Source organism: Microbacterium sp. (genome assembly GCF_031178445.1).
Lineage (GTDB): Bacteria > Actinomycetota > Actinomycetes > Actinomycetales > Microbacteriaceae > Microbacterium.
In genome coordinates this window covers 51,197-65,872 of record NZ_JAPSIY010000008.1, presented here as the reverse complement: position 1 = coordinate 65,872, position 14,676 = coordinate 51,197, and the positions used below count along the sequence as shown (strand labels likewise).

14 protein-coding genes and 1 pseudogene are annotated in these 14,676 nt (G+C 69.4%); 4 read left to right on the top strand and 11 right to left on the bottom strand.

The window, feature by feature from the left end; genetic code table 11:
• Position 1: 1 nt before the first annotated feature.
• Together RIN43_RS12180 and RIN43_RS12175 are read right to left on the bottom strand one after the other, a co-directional pair.
• A complete protein-coding gene (locus RIN43_RS12180; RefSeq protein WP_309129191.1) occupies positions 2-808 on the bottom strand; it encodes a CoA ester lyase in 807 nt (268 codons plus the stop codon).
• Positions 808-951, bottom strand: a pseudogene (locus RIN43_RS12175) (MaoC family dehydratase); the annotation flags it as partial. The pseudogene RIN43_RS12175 and the gene RIN43_RS12180, both read right to left, overlap by 1 nt.
• 236 nt (positions 952-1,187) lie before the next feature.
• Between RIN43_RS12175 and RIN43_RS12170 the strand changes: the two are divergent.
• Entirely contained in the window at positions 1,188-2,018 is an 831-nt protein-coding gene (locus tag RIN43_RS12170; protein WP_309129194.1) for an SGNH/GDSL hydrolase family protein, read from the top strand.
• Positions 2,019-2,028: 10 nt separating this feature from the next.
• Here RIN43_RS12170 and RIN43_RS12165 read toward each other — a convergent pair whose 3' ends face one another.
• Entirely contained in the window at positions 2,029-2,832 is an 804-nt protein-coding gene (locus RIN43_RS12165) for an RNA methyltransferase (RefSeq protein ID WP_309129193.1), read from the bottom strand.
• Positions 2,833-2,892: 60 nt separating this feature from the next.
• Between RIN43_RS12165 and RIN43_RS12160 the strand changes: the two genes are divergently transcribed.
• Entirely contained in the window at positions 2,893-3,759 is an 867-nt protein-coding gene (locus RIN43_RS12160; protein ID WP_375163745.1) for a Sir2 family NAD-dependent protein deacetylase, read from the top strand.
• 16 nt (positions 3,760-3,775) lie between these two features.
• The gene (locus RIN43_RS12155; protein ID WP_309129192.1) at positions 3,776-4,414 is read left to right on the top strand and encodes a histidine phosphatase family protein; all 639 of its coding nucleotides are present in this window, start codon (positions 3,776-3,778) and stop codon (positions 4,412-4,414) included.
• 15 nt (positions 4,415-4,429) lie between these two features.
• Here RIN43_RS12155 and RIN43_RS12150 read toward each other — a convergent pair whose 3' ends face one another.
• From RIN43_RS12150 to RIN43_RS12130, 5 genes are read right to left on the bottom strand one after another with little or no spacing between them, the layout of a single operon-like run.
• A complete protein-coding gene (locus RIN43_RS12150; protein WP_309129191.1) occupies positions 4,430-5,236 on the bottom strand; it encodes a CoA ester lyase in 807 nt (268 codons plus the stop codon).
• Positions 5,236-5,712 (bottom strand): MaoC family dehydratase, encoded by a 477-nt coding sequence (locus RIN43_RS12145; protein ID WP_309129190.1) that lies wholly within the window; start codon positions 5,710-5,712, stop codon positions 5,236-5,238. Before RIN43_RS12145 ends, RIN43_RS12150 begins: the two co-directional genes overlap by 1 nt.
• A gap of 9 nt (positions 5,713-5,721) precedes the next feature.
• Positions 5,722-6,873: an acyl-CoA dehydrogenase family protein gene (locus tag RIN43_RS12140; protein ID WP_309129189.1), complete on the bottom strand. Its 1,152-nt coding sequence runs from the start codon at positions 6,871-6,873 to the stop codon at positions 5,722-5,724.
• The gene (locus RIN43_RS12135; RefSeq protein ID WP_309129188.1) at positions 6,870-8,789 is read right to left on the bottom strand and encodes a biotin carboxylase N-terminal domain-containing protein; all 1,920 of its coding nucleotides are present in this window, start codon (positions 8,787-8,789) and stop codon (positions 6,870-6,872) included. The genes RIN43_RS12140 and RIN43_RS12135 overlap by 4 nt, the downstream gene beginning before the upstream one ends.
• A gap of 2 nt (positions 8,790-8,791) precedes the next feature.
• Complete coding sequence (locus tag RIN43_RS12130; protein ID WP_309129187.1) at positions 8,792-10,345, bottom strand: carboxyl transferase domain-containing protein; 1,554 nt, start codon at positions 10,343-10,345, stop codon at positions 8,792-8,794.
• A 98-nt stretch (positions 10,346-10,443) separates the two neighbouring features.
• Here RIN43_RS12130 and RIN43_RS12125 point away from each other — a divergent pair, with 98 nt between their 5' ends.
• Positions 10,444-11,037, top strand: a complete 594-nt coding sequence (locus RIN43_RS12125) for a TetR/AcrR family transcriptional regulator (protein WP_309129186.1) — start codon at positions 10,444-10,446, stop codon at positions 11,035-11,037.
• A gap of 45 nt (positions 11,038-11,082) precedes the next feature.
• Here the strand turns inward: RIN43_RS12125 and RIN43_RS12120 are convergent, their stop codons facing one another.
• The 3 genes from RIN43_RS12120 to pdhA are packed head-to-tail and all read right to left on the bottom strand — an operon-like array spanning position 11,083 to position 14,601.
• Entirely contained in the window at positions 11,083-12,462 is a 1,380-nt protein-coding gene (locus tag RIN43_RS12120; RefSeq protein ID WP_309129185.1) for a dihydrolipoamide acetyltransferase family protein, read from the bottom strand.
• A complete protein-coding gene (locus tag RIN43_RS12115; protein WP_309129184.1) occupies positions 12,459-13,487 on the bottom strand; it encodes an alpha-ketoacid dehydrogenase subunit beta in 1,029 nt (342 codons plus the stop codon). The genes RIN43_RS12120 and RIN43_RS12115 overlap by 4 nt, the downstream gene beginning before the upstream one ends.
• Before the next feature lies 1 nt (position 13,488).
• Complete coding sequence (gene pdhA, locus RIN43_RS12110; RefSeq protein WP_309129183.1) at positions 13,489-14,601, bottom strand: pyruvate dehydrogenase (acetyl-transferring) E1 component subunit alpha; 1,113 nt, start codon at positions 14,599-14,601, stop codon at positions 13,489-13,491.
• Between the last annotated feature and the right edge of the window lie 75 nt (positions 14,602-14,676).

The window sequence follows — 14,676 nt, the reverse complement described above, 5'->3', positions numbered from 1 at the left end:
ATCAGGATCGCGCGAGCACTGCACGGGCGTGGCGGAGCACCGGTTCGTCGACCATCCGTCCCTCGAATCGGAAGACCCCGCGTTCGGATTGGGCTGCGGCCAGCACAGCCCGCGCCCAGTCGACGGTGGCCGGGTCCGGTCGGTAGGCGTCGCGGATCACGGCGACCTGCTTCGGGTGGATGCACGCCGTCGCGCGGAAACCCGACGCAGCCGCATCGGCTGCCTCTAGGGCGAGACCCTCGGCATCCTCGATGTCGAGATGCACAGCGTCCACAGCCGCCCTGCCATGAGCGGCCGCCGCGACGAGCACAGTGGATCGCGCGTGCCTGGCCACATCGCGATAGCGGCCGTCAGGGAACCGGCTGCTCATGCCGCCGAGAGAGGCGACGAGATCCTCCGCACCCCACATCAGCGCCACGGTACGCGGGTGCGCGGCGATGGGCCCTGCGTTGAGCACGCCGGCTGCGGTCTCACACAGCGCGATCACCGAGTAGTCGGTGGCGAACGCGTCCAGCGATGACGGGCTCTGGGTCTTCGCGACCATGACGGTGCGGAACGGCGACTCGCTGAGCGCCTCCAGATCCGCGGTGAACTCCGCGGAAGCCGGATCGTTGACCCGCACGATCACGCGGTCGGGGTCGAGTCCGTCAGCCGCGACGATGTTCTCACGCGCCATAGCCTTGGCCTGCGGCAGCACCGCATCCTCGAGGTCGAGGATGACCGCATCCGACTTCGCGAGAGCCCCGGCGAAGCGCTCCGGGCGGTCGGCGGGGCAGAAGAGCAGGGCGGGGCCGAGGTCGAACACCATCAGTCCCCCTTCGGGGTGCAGCGCACGAGCACGGTGCGGCTGGCGGTCGCAACCACCATGCCCTCCTGGTTGCGACCGGTGTGCGCGATGGTGCACACGCCCTGACCGGGACGGGACGAGGAGAGACGCTTAGCGGTGATCACGTGAGAATAGTTTTCATCTCAACGCAGAGCGCCTCCTGCTGCCATGCCCTGAGCTTGCTCGCGGTACCCCACGGAGCGCGCTGAGGGAAGGACGGAGAGAGCATCGCATCAACGATAATCCAGCCCGCCGACGCTGCCCTGCACGCCGGGGAGCCATCCCGGTAGGCTCTCACCCGGCGCGCGAGGCAGCACCTCGCGCGCCGGATGCCGGATGCCGGATGCCGAAGGAGAACCCGATGGTCGATCAGGAAACGTCCCGAACGCCGTACGTGCCGAACGAGGGGCCGCATCCGTGGCGTCGTTTCGTCGCTCTCGGAGATTCGTTCACGGAGGGCATCGGCGATCCCGACCCCGCCGTGCCGGGCAGACACCGCGGCTGGGCCGACCGCGTGGCCGAGGTGCTCGCGGAGGACGTCGACGACTTCGCCTACGCCAATCTGGCCGTGCGCGGCAAGCTGATCGCGCAGATCGTACGCGATCAGGTCGAGCCGGCGGTCGCCCTCAACCCCGACCTGATCTCCATCTGCGCGGGCGGCAACGACGTGATCCGACCCGGCACCGACCCCGACGACATCGCAACGCTGCTGGAGGACGCCGTCGCGCGACTGTCATCGACCGGCGCGGCCGTGGTGCTCTTCACAGGTATCGACACGGGATTCACGCCGGTGTTCCGTCCCTTCAGGGGCAAGGTCGCGATCTACAACGAGAACGTGCGCGCCATCGCCGAGCGGCACGATTGCATCGTCGCCGATCAGTGGTCGCTGAAGGTGGTCCAGGATCCGCGCTTCTTCGACGACGACCGCCTGCACTACAACGCGCTCGGCCATCACGAGGTGGCACGCATGGTGCTGCGCGCCCTCAACGTGCCGAACGAGCTGCAGGCGATGCAGCCCGACCCCGTTCCCGTGCGCAACTGGCGAGAAGCCAGGGCGGGTGACATCGGATGGGCGCGGGAGCATCTTGTTCCATGGGTGCTGCGCCGGCTCCGCCATCAGTCCTCGGGCGACAACGTGCAGGCGAAGCGTCCTGAGCCCCGGCCGGTGCGCATCCGCGACATCGAGGTTTGACCTCGCCCCGTCAGCCCCTGGTCATCGCCCAGAGCGCGACCGCGGCTGCGGACGCCACGTTGAGGGAATCGACTCCACCCGCCATCGGTATGGTGACGACACTGTCGGCGGCGTCTAGCGCGGCGCGGGACAGGCCGTCGCCTTCCGTGCCCATCATCAGCGCGACCCGGGGTGGACGACCGGCCGCGTACGCGTCCAGAGCCACCGCGCCGTCATCCAGCGCCAGGGCGGCGAGCTCGAAGCCGTGCGCATGCAGCTCGGCGGCGGCGGCGGACCACTCGCCGATCCGCGTCCACGGCACCTGGAACACTGTGCCCATGCTGACGCGTACGCTGCGGCGATAGAGCGGGTCGCCGCAGCGGGGGGTCACGAGCACCGCGTCGGCGCCCAGCCCTGCGGCGGCCCGGAAGGCGGCCCCGACGTTGGTGTGATCGACGATGTCCTCGAGCACGAGCACCAGCCGCGCGTCGCGCACGACTTCGGCCAGCGACGGCTCGGCCGGACGATGCATCGCCGCCATCGGACCGCGATGGATCGCGATCCCGGTCACCCGCTCCGCCAGTGCCTCGTCGACGACGTACACGGGAGGGTCGGTCTCGCCGAGCGCTTCGGACACCGCGCGCAGCCACTTCTCCTGCGTCAGCACGGACCGCGGGCGGTGACCCGCTGCGACGGCCCTGCCGATCACCTTCGCCGACTCGGCCATGTACAGCCCGCCCTGCGGCTCACGCGCACGGCGGAGCGCGACATCGGTGAGGGAGCGGTAATCGTCGAGCCGGGGATCGGCGGGATCAGCGATGCGCACAGGGTTCATGCGTCCACTCTCGCAGGTGCGACGGCCCGCGCCGCCCGGCACGGGCATATCCTGATCACCGTGCAGGCCACCGACCGTGCAGACGACGAGACCGAGCTCGAGCAGCTGAGCGCGGCCATCACCCACGCGACGGATCTGCTGCGCGGCCGACGCACGGCCGTGCTCACCGGAGCCGGTATCTCGACCGACTCCGGCATCCCTGCCTACCGCGGAGCGGGCGCACGCACCCGCGCGAACCCGATGACCATTCAGACATATCTCGCCGATGAGGCGGCTCGGCGTCGATACTGGCTCGGCGGACACCTGGGCTGGCGTGCCTTCACCTCGCCCGACCCGAATCAGGGTCACATCGCTCTCGCCCGCCTGGAGCGCGCGGGCCTCGTGAGCGGCGTCGTCACCCAGAACGTCGACGGTCTGCACCTGCGGGCCGGGAGCACGCGCGTCGTCGAGATCCATGGCACGATGCACCGCGTGCTGTGCCTGGACTGCGGTCAGGTGTTCGACCGGCGTGCCGTCGCCGAGCGCCTCGAGAGTCTCAACCCATGGGTCACGCGGCCCGAGCGCATCGAGCTCAACCCCGACGGGGACGTCACGCCCGAGAGTTCAGAGGGATTCGTGATCCCTCCGTGCACGGTCTGCGGCGGGATGCTGAAACCCGAGGTGGTCTTCTTCGGCGAGTTCGTGCCGGCCGCGCGCTTCCGAGCGGCGGAATCGGTGCTGCACTCGTCGGACGCGCTGCTGGTCGCAGGCACCTCGCTCATGGTGAACTCCGGCATCCGCGTGATCGAACGCGCCCGCCGTCGCGGGATCCCGATCGTGATAGTCAATCGCGAGCCCACACGCGCCGACACATGGGCGAACGCCGTCATCGCAGGCGGCACGAGCCCCGTGCTCGAAGGCATCGCGCAGCGACTGCTCAGTTCCTGACGGTTAGGGTCGAGAGGTGACCCTCCTCACCCTCGTGCGCCATGGCCAGACCGATTGGAACCTGGAGCGTCGCATCCAGGGGACGACCGACATCCCGCTGAACGAGACGGGCCGCGCCGACGCGCACGCCGCCGCGTCCGCTCTCAGCGCACTGAAGCCCGACGCGATCTACGCGAGCCCGCTGGTGCGCGCGCAGGAGACGGCGCAGATCATCGCCGGTCAGCTCGGCCTCGCGGCGCCCGCGATCACGCGGGGTCTGCGCGAGCGGGAGTTCGGGGAAGGCGAAGGAATGCTCGTCGCCGACTATCTGGCGCGCTACGGCGACTGGCACGCGGAGGTTCCCGGCGCGGAGACCCTGGCCCAGGTGCGCGATCGCGCGCTGGACTCGCTCGACCGCATCGTCCGCGCGTCGAGGCGCCGGTCCGCGCCCCGCGCCGAGTCCCTGGTGGTGGTCAGTCACGGCGGGGTCATCCGCGCTCTGCTCCTGCACGTATCGGGAGGAACCCTTCCCCGTGAGGGCGACGTTCTGCGCAACGGTTCCGTGCACCGCTTCGTCGCAGAACGGGGGACTCTGCGCCTGCTCGACGAGACGCCGCTCCAGGTGGTGACGGCTGCTGCCGCCGACGTCGTGGCGGCGACGAGGGAACCGGCCTGACGACAGAAGGCCCGATCAGGATCGCGCGAGCACTGCACGGGCGTGGCGGAGCACCGGTTCGTCGACCATCCGTCCCTCGAATCGGAAGACCCCGCGTTCGGATTGGGCTGCGGCCAGCACAGCCCGCGCCCAGTCGACGGTGGCCGGGTCCGGTCGGTAGGCGTCGCGGATCACGGCGACCTGCTTCGGGTGGATGCACGCCGTCGCGCGGAAACCCGACGCAGCCGCATCGGCTGCCTCTAGGGCGAGACCCTCGGCATCCTCGATGTCGAGATGCACAGCGTCCACAGCCGCCCTGCCATGAGCGGCCGCCGCGACGAGCACAGTGGATCGCGCGTGCCTGGCCACATCGCGATAGCGGCCGTCAGGGAACCGGCTGCTCATGCCGCCGAGAGAGGCGACGAGATCCTCCGCACCCCACATCAGCGCCACGGTACGCGGGTGCGCGGCGATGGGCCCTGCGTTGAGCACGCCGGCTGCGGTCTCACACAGCGCGATCACCGAGTAGTCGGTGGCGAACGCGTCCAGCGATGACGGGCTCTGGGTCTTCGCGACCATGACGGTGCGGAACGGCGACTCGCTGAGCGCCTCCAGATCCGCGGTGAACTCCGCGGAAGCCGGATCGTTGACCCGCACGATCACGCGGTCGGGGTCGAGTCCGTCAGCCGCGACGATGTTCTCACGCGCCATAGCCTTGGCCTGCGGCAGCACCGCATCCTCGAGGTCGAGGATGACCGCATCCGACTTCGCGAGAGCCCCGGCGAAGCGCTCCGGGCGGTCGGCGGGGCAGAAGAGCAGGGCGGGGCCGAGGTCGAACACCATCAGTCCCCCTTCGGGGTGCAGCGCACGAGCACGGTGCGGCTGGCGGTCGCAACCACCATGCCCTCCTGGTTGCGACCGGTGTGCGCGATGGTGCACACGCCCTGACCGGGACGGGACGAGGAGAGACGCTTAGCGGTGATCACGCTCTCGGTGTAGAGCGTGTCGCCGTGGAAGAGCGGATGCGGGAAGGAGATGTCGCCGAGCCCGAGCTGCGCCACGAGCGTGCCCTGCGTGAGCTGGGCGACCGACGCACCGACCATGGTCGACAGAGTCCACATCGAGTTCATCAGTCGCTGTCCGAAGGGCTGCTGCGTCTCGGAGTGCGCCGCGTCGAGATGCAGACCCTGCGTGTTCATCGTGAGGGTCGTGAACAGCACGTTGTCGGCTTCGGTGGCGGTCCGGCCCGGCCGGTGGAGGTATCGGGCCCCGAGCTCGAACTCCTCGTAGTACAGGCCCCGCTGCACGATGTCGGTCATCCCCGCCCCCTAACCCGCCAGCCCCAGCGCGCGGGCGATGACGAGCAGCTGCACCTCTGTCGTCCCCTCCCCGATCTCGAGGATCTTGGAATCGCGGTAATGTCTGGCGACCGGATACTCGTTCATGAAGCCGTTTCCGCCGAAGATCTGCGTCGCGTCGCGGGCGTTGTCCATCGCCGCTTCTCCCGAGACGAGCTTCGCGATCGCGGCCTCCTCGGCGAACGGCTTGCCCGCATCGTGAAGACGCGCCGCGTGATGCCACGCGAGTCGCGCCGAGTGCACCCTCGCTCGCATTCGGGCGAGAGTGAACTGCGCGTTCTGGCGGGTGCTGAGGGCGGCTCCGAACACGGTGCGCTTGTTGGCGTAGTCCACCGCCGCCTCCAGGCAGCCCTCCGCCGCCCCCGTCGCCAGCGCTGCGATCGCGATGCGCCCCTCATCGAGGATGCTGAGGAAGTTCCTGAACCCGCTCCCCCGTTCGCCGACCAGGTTCGCCGCCGGAACGCGCGCGCCCTGGAAGGTGAGCGGATGCGTGTCCGACGCGTTCCAGCCGACCTTGTCGTAGGCGGCTTCCACAGTGAAGCCGGGTGTGCCGTTGGGCACGATGATGGTGGAGATCTCCTTGCGTCCGTCGCGCTCTCCGGTCACCGCCGTGACCGTGACGAACCGGGTGATCGCCGTTCCGGAGTTCGTGATGAACTGCTTGCTGCCGTCGATCACCCACTCCTCGCCATCCAGGCGGGCCGTCGTCCTGGTGGCACCCGCGTCGCTTCCCGCCTCTGGCTCGGTGAGCCCGAACCCGGCGAGCTGCTCGCCCGCCAGCAGACCGGGCAGATACTCGCGCTTCTGCTCCTCGCTGCCGAATCGGTGGATCGGCATGGCGCCGAGGCTGACCCCAGCCTCCAGGGTGATGGCGAGCGACTGGTCGACGCGCGCTATCCCCTCGATCGCGAGTCCGAGCGCGAAGTAGTCGCCGCCCTGACCGCCGTGGTCCTCGGGGAACGGCAATCCGAACAGGCCGAGCTCGCCCATCTGCCGCACGACGTCGAGGTTCAGGGTGTGGGTGCGGTCAGCCTCGTACGCCTGCGGGGCGACCACCTGATCCGCGAAGTCGCGCACCATCGTGGCGAGCTCGCGCTCCTCGTCATTGAGGTCGTACGTCATGCTGTCTCCTCTTCGCTCACACGGGCGACCGGCTGGTCGCGCCGCACCTGATCGCCGAGTGCGACCAGCAGGTGCACCGTGCCGGACTGCGGCGCGAGCACCGGATGCTCCATCTTCATCGCCTCGATCGAGACGAGCGGGTCACCCGCCTGCACCCTCGCTCCGTCGGTGACGTGCACGGCGACGATCGCGCCGGGCATGGGTGCGCGGCCCTCTGGTTCGCGGGTGACTCCTGCTGGGGCGCTCTGCGCCAGACGACGTTCGAGCCGTGCGCGTCGGGTGAGCCGGCGCAGACGTCTCGTGTCGCCGCCATCGGCCACCCAGATCGCCCCGTCCGCGTCGACCGCTGCCGCGGCGGCGTGCCCCTGAGCGTGCACAGTGACCTCCACGGGCTCATCCTCGTCGGTGAGGAACACCGTAGGCGCCGCGGGCGCCGGCACGCCGAGCCGCCACCCGGGCAGAGCGTGCCAGATGTCGCCGGCACCTGCTCGCGGTTCCGTGGTCATGGTGGCAGCCGCCGCCAGCATCCGCTCGCTCGGCTTCTGCGGTGCGAGCGGCAGCATGGTCTCGATCAGGCCGGTGTCGAGGTCCCCTGCGACTACGCGCTCATGACGGGAGAGCGCGCGCAGGAAGGCGATGTTCGTCTCCACGCCCAGTACCACGGTGCGAGCGAGAGCCGCGTCGAGCCGGCGCAGTGCGGTCGCACGATCGGCACCGAACGCGATGACCTTCGCGATCATCGGGTCGTAGAACCCGCTCACCTCGGATCCGGTCTCCACTGCCGCGTCTACGCGAACCCCGCGTGGAGCGTCGAAAAGCAGGACGCGCCCGGTGGAGGGAAGAAAGCCCCGCTCCGGCGACTCCGCGTAGACCCTGGCCTCGATCGCGTGACCGCTCACCGGGGCCGGCGGGGGCAGTGCCTCGCCCGCTGCCACGGCGAGCTGCATGGCGACCAGGTCGCGCCCCGTGACCTCCTCGGTGACCGGATGCTCCACCTGTAGCCGGGTGTTCATCTCGATGAAGAACACCTCGTCAACGGCATCCGCGTCTATCAGGAACTCGACGGTTCCGGCGCCGACGTAGTCGACGCTCCGTGCGGCGGCCACGGCCGCGTCCATGAGGCGCTGACGCACCGTGTCGGTCAGATGCGCTGCCGGTGCCTCCTCGATCACCTTCTGATGCCGGCGCTGGAGGGTGCACTCGCGCTCGCCAAGGGCCTGCACAGAGCCGTGGCGGTCTCCGAAGACCTGCACCTCGATGTGCCTGGGACGGCGGATCAGCCGCTCGAGCACCATCGAGTCGTCGCCGAAGGCGGCGATGGCGACTCGTCTGGCGGCTGCCAGCGCCGGCGCCAGTCCGGCACCGTCGCGCACGATCTCCATGCCCTTGCCGCCGCCGCCGGCGCTCGGCTTCACGAGCAGCGGATAGCCGACCTCGTCGGCGCGGCGACGGATCTCCTCGTCGCCGAGGCCGTCGGCGCTGAAGCCCGGTACCACGGGCACGCCGTGCTGCGACACATGCTCTCTGGCCCTGGCCTTGTCCCCCATGATCTCGAGAGCGCGTGCGTCGGGGCCGACGAAGACGATGCCGGAGTCCCGACAGGCCTGCGCGAGTGCGACGCTCTCGGACAGGAAGCCGTATCCGGGGTGGATCGCCTGAGCGCCCGTCGCCCGCGCCGCGTCGATGATGGCGTCCACGCGCAGGTAGGACTCGGATGCCGGCGCCGCACCGATCCGTACGGCCTCGTCCGCCTCGCGCACATGCGGCGCGTCGGCATCGGCGTCGCTGAACACGGCGACACTTCGGATGCCGAGTTCGCGCAGCGTGCGGATGACGCGGCGGGCGATCTCACCGCGGTTCGCGATGAGGACGGTGTCGAAACCGCCGGAAGCGTGGTGGTCGATCGTCGGTGGCATGATCACATCCGGAAGAGGCCGAAGCGAGGCTCGGGCAATGGGCTGCGGGAGACGACGTCGAGCGCGAGGCCGAGCAGATCGCGGGTCTGGTCCGGGTCGATGATCCCGTCGTCCCAGAGTCGGGCGGTGGCGTAGTACGGCTCGCCCTGCGCCTCGTACTGCGCGCGGATCGGGGATTCGAAGTCCGCGCGCTCGTCGGCCGACCAGGATGCGCCCGACGCCGTGAGCTGGTCCTCCTTGACCGTGGCGAGGACGGACGCCGCCTGCTGACCCCCCATGACCGAGATGCGGCTGGCGGGCCAGCTCCACAGGAACCGCGGCGAGTACGCCCGCCCGCACATGGAGTAGTTTCCCGCTCCGAACGAACCGCCGATGATCACCGTGAGCTTGGGAACACGGGTCGTCGCGACCGCGGTCACCATCTTTGCGCCGTCCTTGGCGATGCCGCCCGCCTCGGCGTCGCTGCCCACCATGAAGCCGGTGATGTTCTGCAGGAACAGCAGCGGGATGCCGCGCTGATCGCAGAGCTCGATGAAATGCGCTCCCTTGAGCGCGGATTCGCTGAACAGGACGCCATTGTTCGCGACGATGCCGACCGGGTGACCGTGCAGCACCGCGAAGCCGGTCACCAACGTGGTGCCGTACTCCGGCTTGAACTCCTTGAAGCTGTCTGCATCCACCAGGCGCACGATCACCTCGTGGACGTCGTAGGCCGCGTTCACGTCGACGGGTACGACGTCGTACAGGCTGGTGCCGTCCGCCGGCCCACGAGACGGTACGACGTCCCATGCCGGAGCGGCGGGGCGGGGCAGCGTCGCGACGATGTCACGCAGGATCTCAAGTGCGTGCTCATCATCTTCGGCGAGGTGGTCGGCGACGCCGGAGCGCCGGGCGTGCAGCTCGCCGCCGCCGAGCTCCTCCGCGGTGACGACCTCGCCGATCGCGGCCTTCACCAGGGGCGGGCCCCCGAGGAAGATCGTCCCCTGGTTGCGCACGATGACGGTCTGATCGCTCATGGCGGGCACATAGGCGCCCCCGGCCGTGCACGATCCGAGCACGGCTGCGAGCTGCGGGATCCCCTCTGCCGACATGCGCGCCTGGTTGAAGAAGATCCGTCCGAAGTGGTCGCGATCCGGGAAGACCTCGTCCTGCATGGGCAGGAACGCTCCGCCCGAGTCGACCAGGTAGAGGCATGGCAGACGGTTCTCGAGGGCGACTTCCTGGGCGCGGAGGTGTTTCTTGACCGTGAGCGGGAAGTACGTCCCGCCCTTGACCGTCGGGTCGTTGCAGACGACCATCACATGTCTGCCGTGCACCAGGCCGATGCCGGCGATGACCCCGGCGGCCGGGGCCTCTCCCCCGTACAGACCGTGGGCGGCGAGCGGAGCGATCTCGATGAAGGGACTGCCCTCGTCGAGCAGCCGATCGACCCGCTCGCGCGGCAGCAGCTTCCCCCTGGACACGTGCCGATCACGCGAGCGTTCAGGTCCCCCGAGAGAGGTCTCTGCAAGCCGCTCACGCAGCTCTTCGGCGAGCGTCTGCTGGTCCGCGGACATGGTGCGTCCTCCTCGACTCACACAGGGCTGGTGGCGCGACCGCCACCTCAGTTAGGGTTCATTAACCCGACGATTCAGGTTAGCGAGGATTAACCGAAATGACAACGCCCGTCACCGCCCGCGATCGAGCGAAGGCCGAGCGCACCGACGCCATCCTGTCCTCGGCGGCTCGGCTCTTCGCGACCCGCGGTTACTCGGGCGTCAGCCTCGAGGACATCGGCGCCGCAGTCGGCGTATCAGGGCCGGCCGTCTACCGTCACTTCGACGGAAAGCACGCGCTGCTCGACGCCCTGCTCATCGGCGTGAGCGAACGGCTGGTCTCCGGCGGCGCTGCGGAGGCCGCCGCGACATCGACTCCACTGCAGCGGATGCAGGCGCTGGTCGACTTCCATGTGGATTTCGCACTGGGCAATGCCGAGGTGATCCGCGTGCAGGATCGCGATCTGGCACACCTCTCCCCCGGCGCGCAGATGGAGGTTCGTCGACTGCAGCGCGCCTACATCGACCTGTGGATCGATGCGCTCAGCGGCATCCGAGAGGCGGAGCGCGACGAACTGAGGCTGCGCGTGCAGGCGTGCTTCGGTCTGATCAATTCCACGCCGCACAGCACCCGAGCCGCCCTGCGCTCCCGAGCGCAGACCGCTCAGCTGCTGAGCACGATGGCGATGTCCGCGCTCCTCGCAGACGCGTGACGACACCGCGGGGCGAGCGCAGAACGCGCCGCCCCGCAGCCGAGATCAGAACAGCATGGCCCTGCCCGGCTGTTCCAGAATGTCGGCGACGTCCTTCAGGAACCGCGCGCCCTCCGCTCCGTCGACGAGACGATGGTCGAACGACAGGCTCAGCGTCATCACCTGACGCAGCGCGATCTCCCCGCGATGCTCCCATGGCTGACGCCGGACTGCCCCGACGGCGAGGATGCCGGACTGGCCCGGAGGCAGGATCGGCGTACCGGCATCGATGCCGAACACTCCGATGTTGGTGATCGCGAACGTGCCGCCGGCGAGTTCGGCAGGGCTGGTCTTCCCCGCCCTGGCCGTCGTCGTCAGCTGCTGCAGGGCACCGGCGAGACCGGTGAGCGACATCTTCTCGGCGTTGCGGATGTTCGGAACGATCAGCCCGCGATCGGTCGCCGCGGCGATGCCGAGGTCGACGTAGTGATTCTGCACGATCTCACCCGCGGCCTCATCCCAGTGGGAGTTGAGCGAAGGGCTGCGCCCGAGTGCCAGGCACACGGCCTTCGCGATCAGCACGAGCGGGCCGATGCGGTGCTCCGCGAGGGATCGATCGGCGCGAAGCTGCTCGATCAGCTCCATCGTCGAGGTCACGTCCACCGTGTGGAAGGTGGTGACGTGCGGTGCGGTGAAGGCGCTCTGCACCATCGCCTGAGCGGTGTGCTTGCGCACCCCGCGGATCGGGATCCGGGTCTGCCGGCGATCATCCGCGACGGTGGGGCCCGAGTCAGCGATCCCGGCCTCGCCGGATGCGACAGGGGCATCCGAGGAGGCGGCTCCGATGCGCTGCGCGTAGGCGTCGACGTCCTGACGGGTGATGACCCGGTCGCCGACCTCCGCGGCGACGAGGACGAGATCCACACCGAGGCGCTTCGCGTACGCACGCACCGGGGGTGTCGAGCGCGGACGCTCGCCGACGGCCGGCTCCGCGGCAGCAGGCGGCAGAACATCGTGCGGCGCTGCCTCCAGCACGGCGGCATCGACTTGCGCGGGTGCGGCCGATGTCGTGGCACCTCGTCTCGCACGACGCGCCGGGCGGCCTCCGGCCGCGGGCGCCGCGCCGTAGCCGACGAGGTTGGGCTGCGCCTTCTCCTCGGCCTGTTCACCGGTCGGCTGCGCTGTGGATTCGTCGGCGGGTTCGGAGCCCGCGACATCGAACGCGATCAGCGGGGAGCCGACGGCGACCGTCTGTCCCGCCTCGGCGTGCAGCGATGCGACCGTGCCCTCGTATGGGGACGGCAGCTCCACGACGGCCTTGGCGGTCTCGACTTCGGCGAGGGTCTGGTTCAGCGTGACGCTGTCGCCCGGCTCGACCAGCCACTGCACGACCTCCGCCTCTGTGAGGCCCTCTCCGAGGTCAGGAAGCCGGAACTCCGCGATCATCGGTGCGCTCCCGTCGTCTGCGAGGCCTCGCTGAGACTGTTCGGACGATCCAACACGCGATCGACGGCGTCGAGGAGGCGGTCCAGATCGGGCAGGTGGTACCGCTCGAGCTTCGCCGGCGGGTAAGGGATGTCGTGTCCGGTAACCCGCACCGGCGGGGCCTCGAGGTACTCGAAGCAGCGCTCTGTGATGCTGGCGATCACCTCGGCGGCGACCCCTGCCTCCCGGGACCCCTCGTGCGCGACGACGACGCGGCCCGTTCGACGTACCGCCGCCGCCACGGTGTCGTAGTCGACCGGTGAGAGGGCGCGAAGGTCGATCACCTCGAGCGATACTCCTTCGTCCGCCGCGGCCTCTGCCGCGTCCAACGCCGTGGTGACCATCGCGCCGTAGGTGATCAGCGTGGCGTCGGTCCCCTCGCGCACCACGCGGGCGAGACCCATCGGCGCCGCGTCCGCCAGCGGAGCCTCGAGGTCGACCTCGCCCTTGTGATGGTAGAGCCGCTTCGGTTCGAAGAAGATCACCGGGTCATCGCTGGCGATCGCCTGGCGCAGACAGCGGTACGCATCCTCAGGATTCGACACCGCGACCACGCGAAGGCCTGCGGTGTGAACGAAGTAGGCCTCGGGCGACTCCGAATGGTGCTCGGCCGCACCGATGCCGCCCGCCCAGGGCACGCGGATGGTGATCGGCATCTTCACCCTTCCCTGGGTGCGATAGTGCAGCTTCGCGACCTGCGACACGATCTGGTCGAAGGCGGGGTAGATGAAGCCGTCGAACTGGATCTCGATCACGGGCCGGTAGCCGCGGAATGCAAGACCGACGGCGGTGCCGACGATGCCGGATTCCGCGAGCGGTGTGTCGATCACCCGCTGCGCACCGAACTCGTCCTTCAGACCGTCGGTGATGCGGAACACGCCGCCCAGGGTGCCGATGTCCTCACCGAGCAGGACGACCTTGTCGTCGTCACGCATGGCCTGACGAAGGCCGGCGTTCAGCGCCTTGCCGAGGGTCATCACAGCCATCTCACGCCTCCTCGAACGTCGAGAGGTACGCCCGGAACTCGTCGCGCTGCCGCTCGAGTCCTGAGTGCGGCTCGGCGTACACGCCGTCGAAGACGGCGAGTGCGGGGCGCGTGGTCATGCCGAGGCAGGCGGCGCGCATCTCTCGCGCGACGGTGTCCGCCTCCGCCTGCACGGAAGCGAGATGCTCGTCTGTCAGCGCACCCCCCGCGCGCAGATGCGCCTCCAGCCGGGCGATCGGATCGCGGCGGCGCCACTGCTCGAGCTCGGCTTCGTCCCGATAGCGCTTCGGGTCGTCAGCCGTCGTGTGGGGACCCATGCGGTAGGTGACGAGCTCCAGATATGCCGGACCCTTGCCGGAGCGGGCGTGCTCTAGCGCCCACCGCATGGCCGCGAGGCAGGCGACGACGTCGTTGCCGTCGACGCGCATGCTGGGGATGCCGAAACCGGGAGCACGTCCCGCCAGGGGGTACTGCGACTGCAGGCCGACGGGCTCGGAGATCGCCCAGTGGTTGTTCTGGCAGACGAACACGACAGGCGCACGGTAGGAGGAGGCGAACACCATCGCCTCGTTGACGTCACCCTGGCTGGTCGCGCCGTCGCCGAAGTAGGTCACCGCGACCTCATCGGCGCCGTCGTGCTGGATGCCCATCGCGTAGCCGACAGCGTGCAACGACTGGGCACCGATGATGATCTGCAGAGGCGCCATGCGCAGGGCCGCAGGATCGTAGGCGGCGCCGTCCTCGCCGCGCCACATGCGCACGTAGTCGCCGGGCTGCGCCCCGCGCACGTGCATCACGCCGGTCTCGCGATAGCTGGGGAAGACGAAGTCCTGCGGCGAGAGAGCCCGCGCGGTTCCGATCTGCGCGGCCTCCTGGCCGTTGCACGGCGCCCAGAGGCCGAGCTGACCCTGGCGCTGCAGCGCCACTCCCTCGGCGTCGATGCGGCGCAGCACCGTCATGTCGCGATGAAGATCACGCAGCAGCTGCAGGTCGACGTCTGCGATGTACCTGTCCAGCTGCGGATTCGGCTGGCGGGAACCGTCTGGAGCGATGATGCGCTCGGCGGGTTCCAGATCGTTCTCGGTGTCGACGATCGGTGTGGTGTTCGGTGACATCTGCGTCCTCCTGACGTGATGGCCTTCGTGGGGCGTACACGGCTTCCGACAGCTGCGTCGGCTTATCTGAAGGGT

What these genes read in the sequence shown, in the direction of transcription:
- RIN43_RS12180 (WP_309129191.1), bottom strand. Translation starts at nt 808, where the DNA reads ATGGTGTTCGACCTCGGCCCCGCCCTGCTCTTCTGCCCCGCCGACCGC.
- RIN43_RS12170 (WP_309129194.1), top strand. Translation starts at nt 1,188, where the DNA reads ATGGTCGATCAGGAAACGTCCCGAACGCCGTACGTGCCGAACGAGGGG.
- RIN43_RS12165 (WP_309129193.1), bottom strand. Translation starts at nt 2,832, where the DNA reads ATGAACCCTGTGCGCATCGCTGATCCCGCCGATCCCCGGCTCGACGAT.
- RIN43_RS12150 (WP_309129191.1), bottom strand. Translation starts at nt 5,236, where the DNA reads ATGGTGTTCGACCTCGGCCCCGCCCTGCTCTTCTGCCCCGCCGACCGC.
- RIN43_RS12145 (WP_309129190.1), bottom strand. Translation starts at nt 5,712, where the DNA reads ATGACCGACATCGTGCAGCGGGGCCTGTACTACGAGGAGTTCGAGCTC.
- RIN43_RS12140 (WP_309129189.1), bottom strand. Translation starts at nt 6,873, where the DNA reads ATGACGTACGACCTCAATGACGAGGAGCGCGAGCTCGCCACGATGGTG.
- RIN43_RS12135 (WP_309129188.1), bottom strand. Translation starts at nt 8,789, where the DNA reads ATGCCACCGACGATCGACCACCACGCTTCCGGCGGTTTCGACACCGTC.
- RIN43_RS12130 (WP_309129187.1), bottom strand. Translation starts at nt 10,345, where the DNA reads ATGTCCGCGGACCAGCAGACGCTCGCCGAAGAGCTGCGTGAGCGGCTT.
- RIN43_RS12125 (WP_309129186.1), top strand. Translation starts at nt 10,444, where the DNA reads ATGACAACGCCCGTCACCGCCCGCGATCGAGCGAAGGCCGAGCGCACC.
- RIN43_RS12120 (WP_309129185.1), bottom strand. Translation starts at nt 12,462, where the DNA reads ATGATCGCGGAGTTCCGGCTTCCTGACCTCGGAGAGGGCCTCACAGAG.
- RIN43_RS12115 (WP_309129184.1), bottom strand. Translation starts at nt 13,487, where the DNA reads ATGGCTGTGATGACCCTCGGCAAGGCGCTGAACGCCGGCCTTCGTCAG.
- pdhA (WP_309129183.1), bottom strand. Translation starts at nt 14,601, where the DNA reads ATGTCACCGAACACCACACCGATCGTCGACACCGAGAACGATCTGGAA.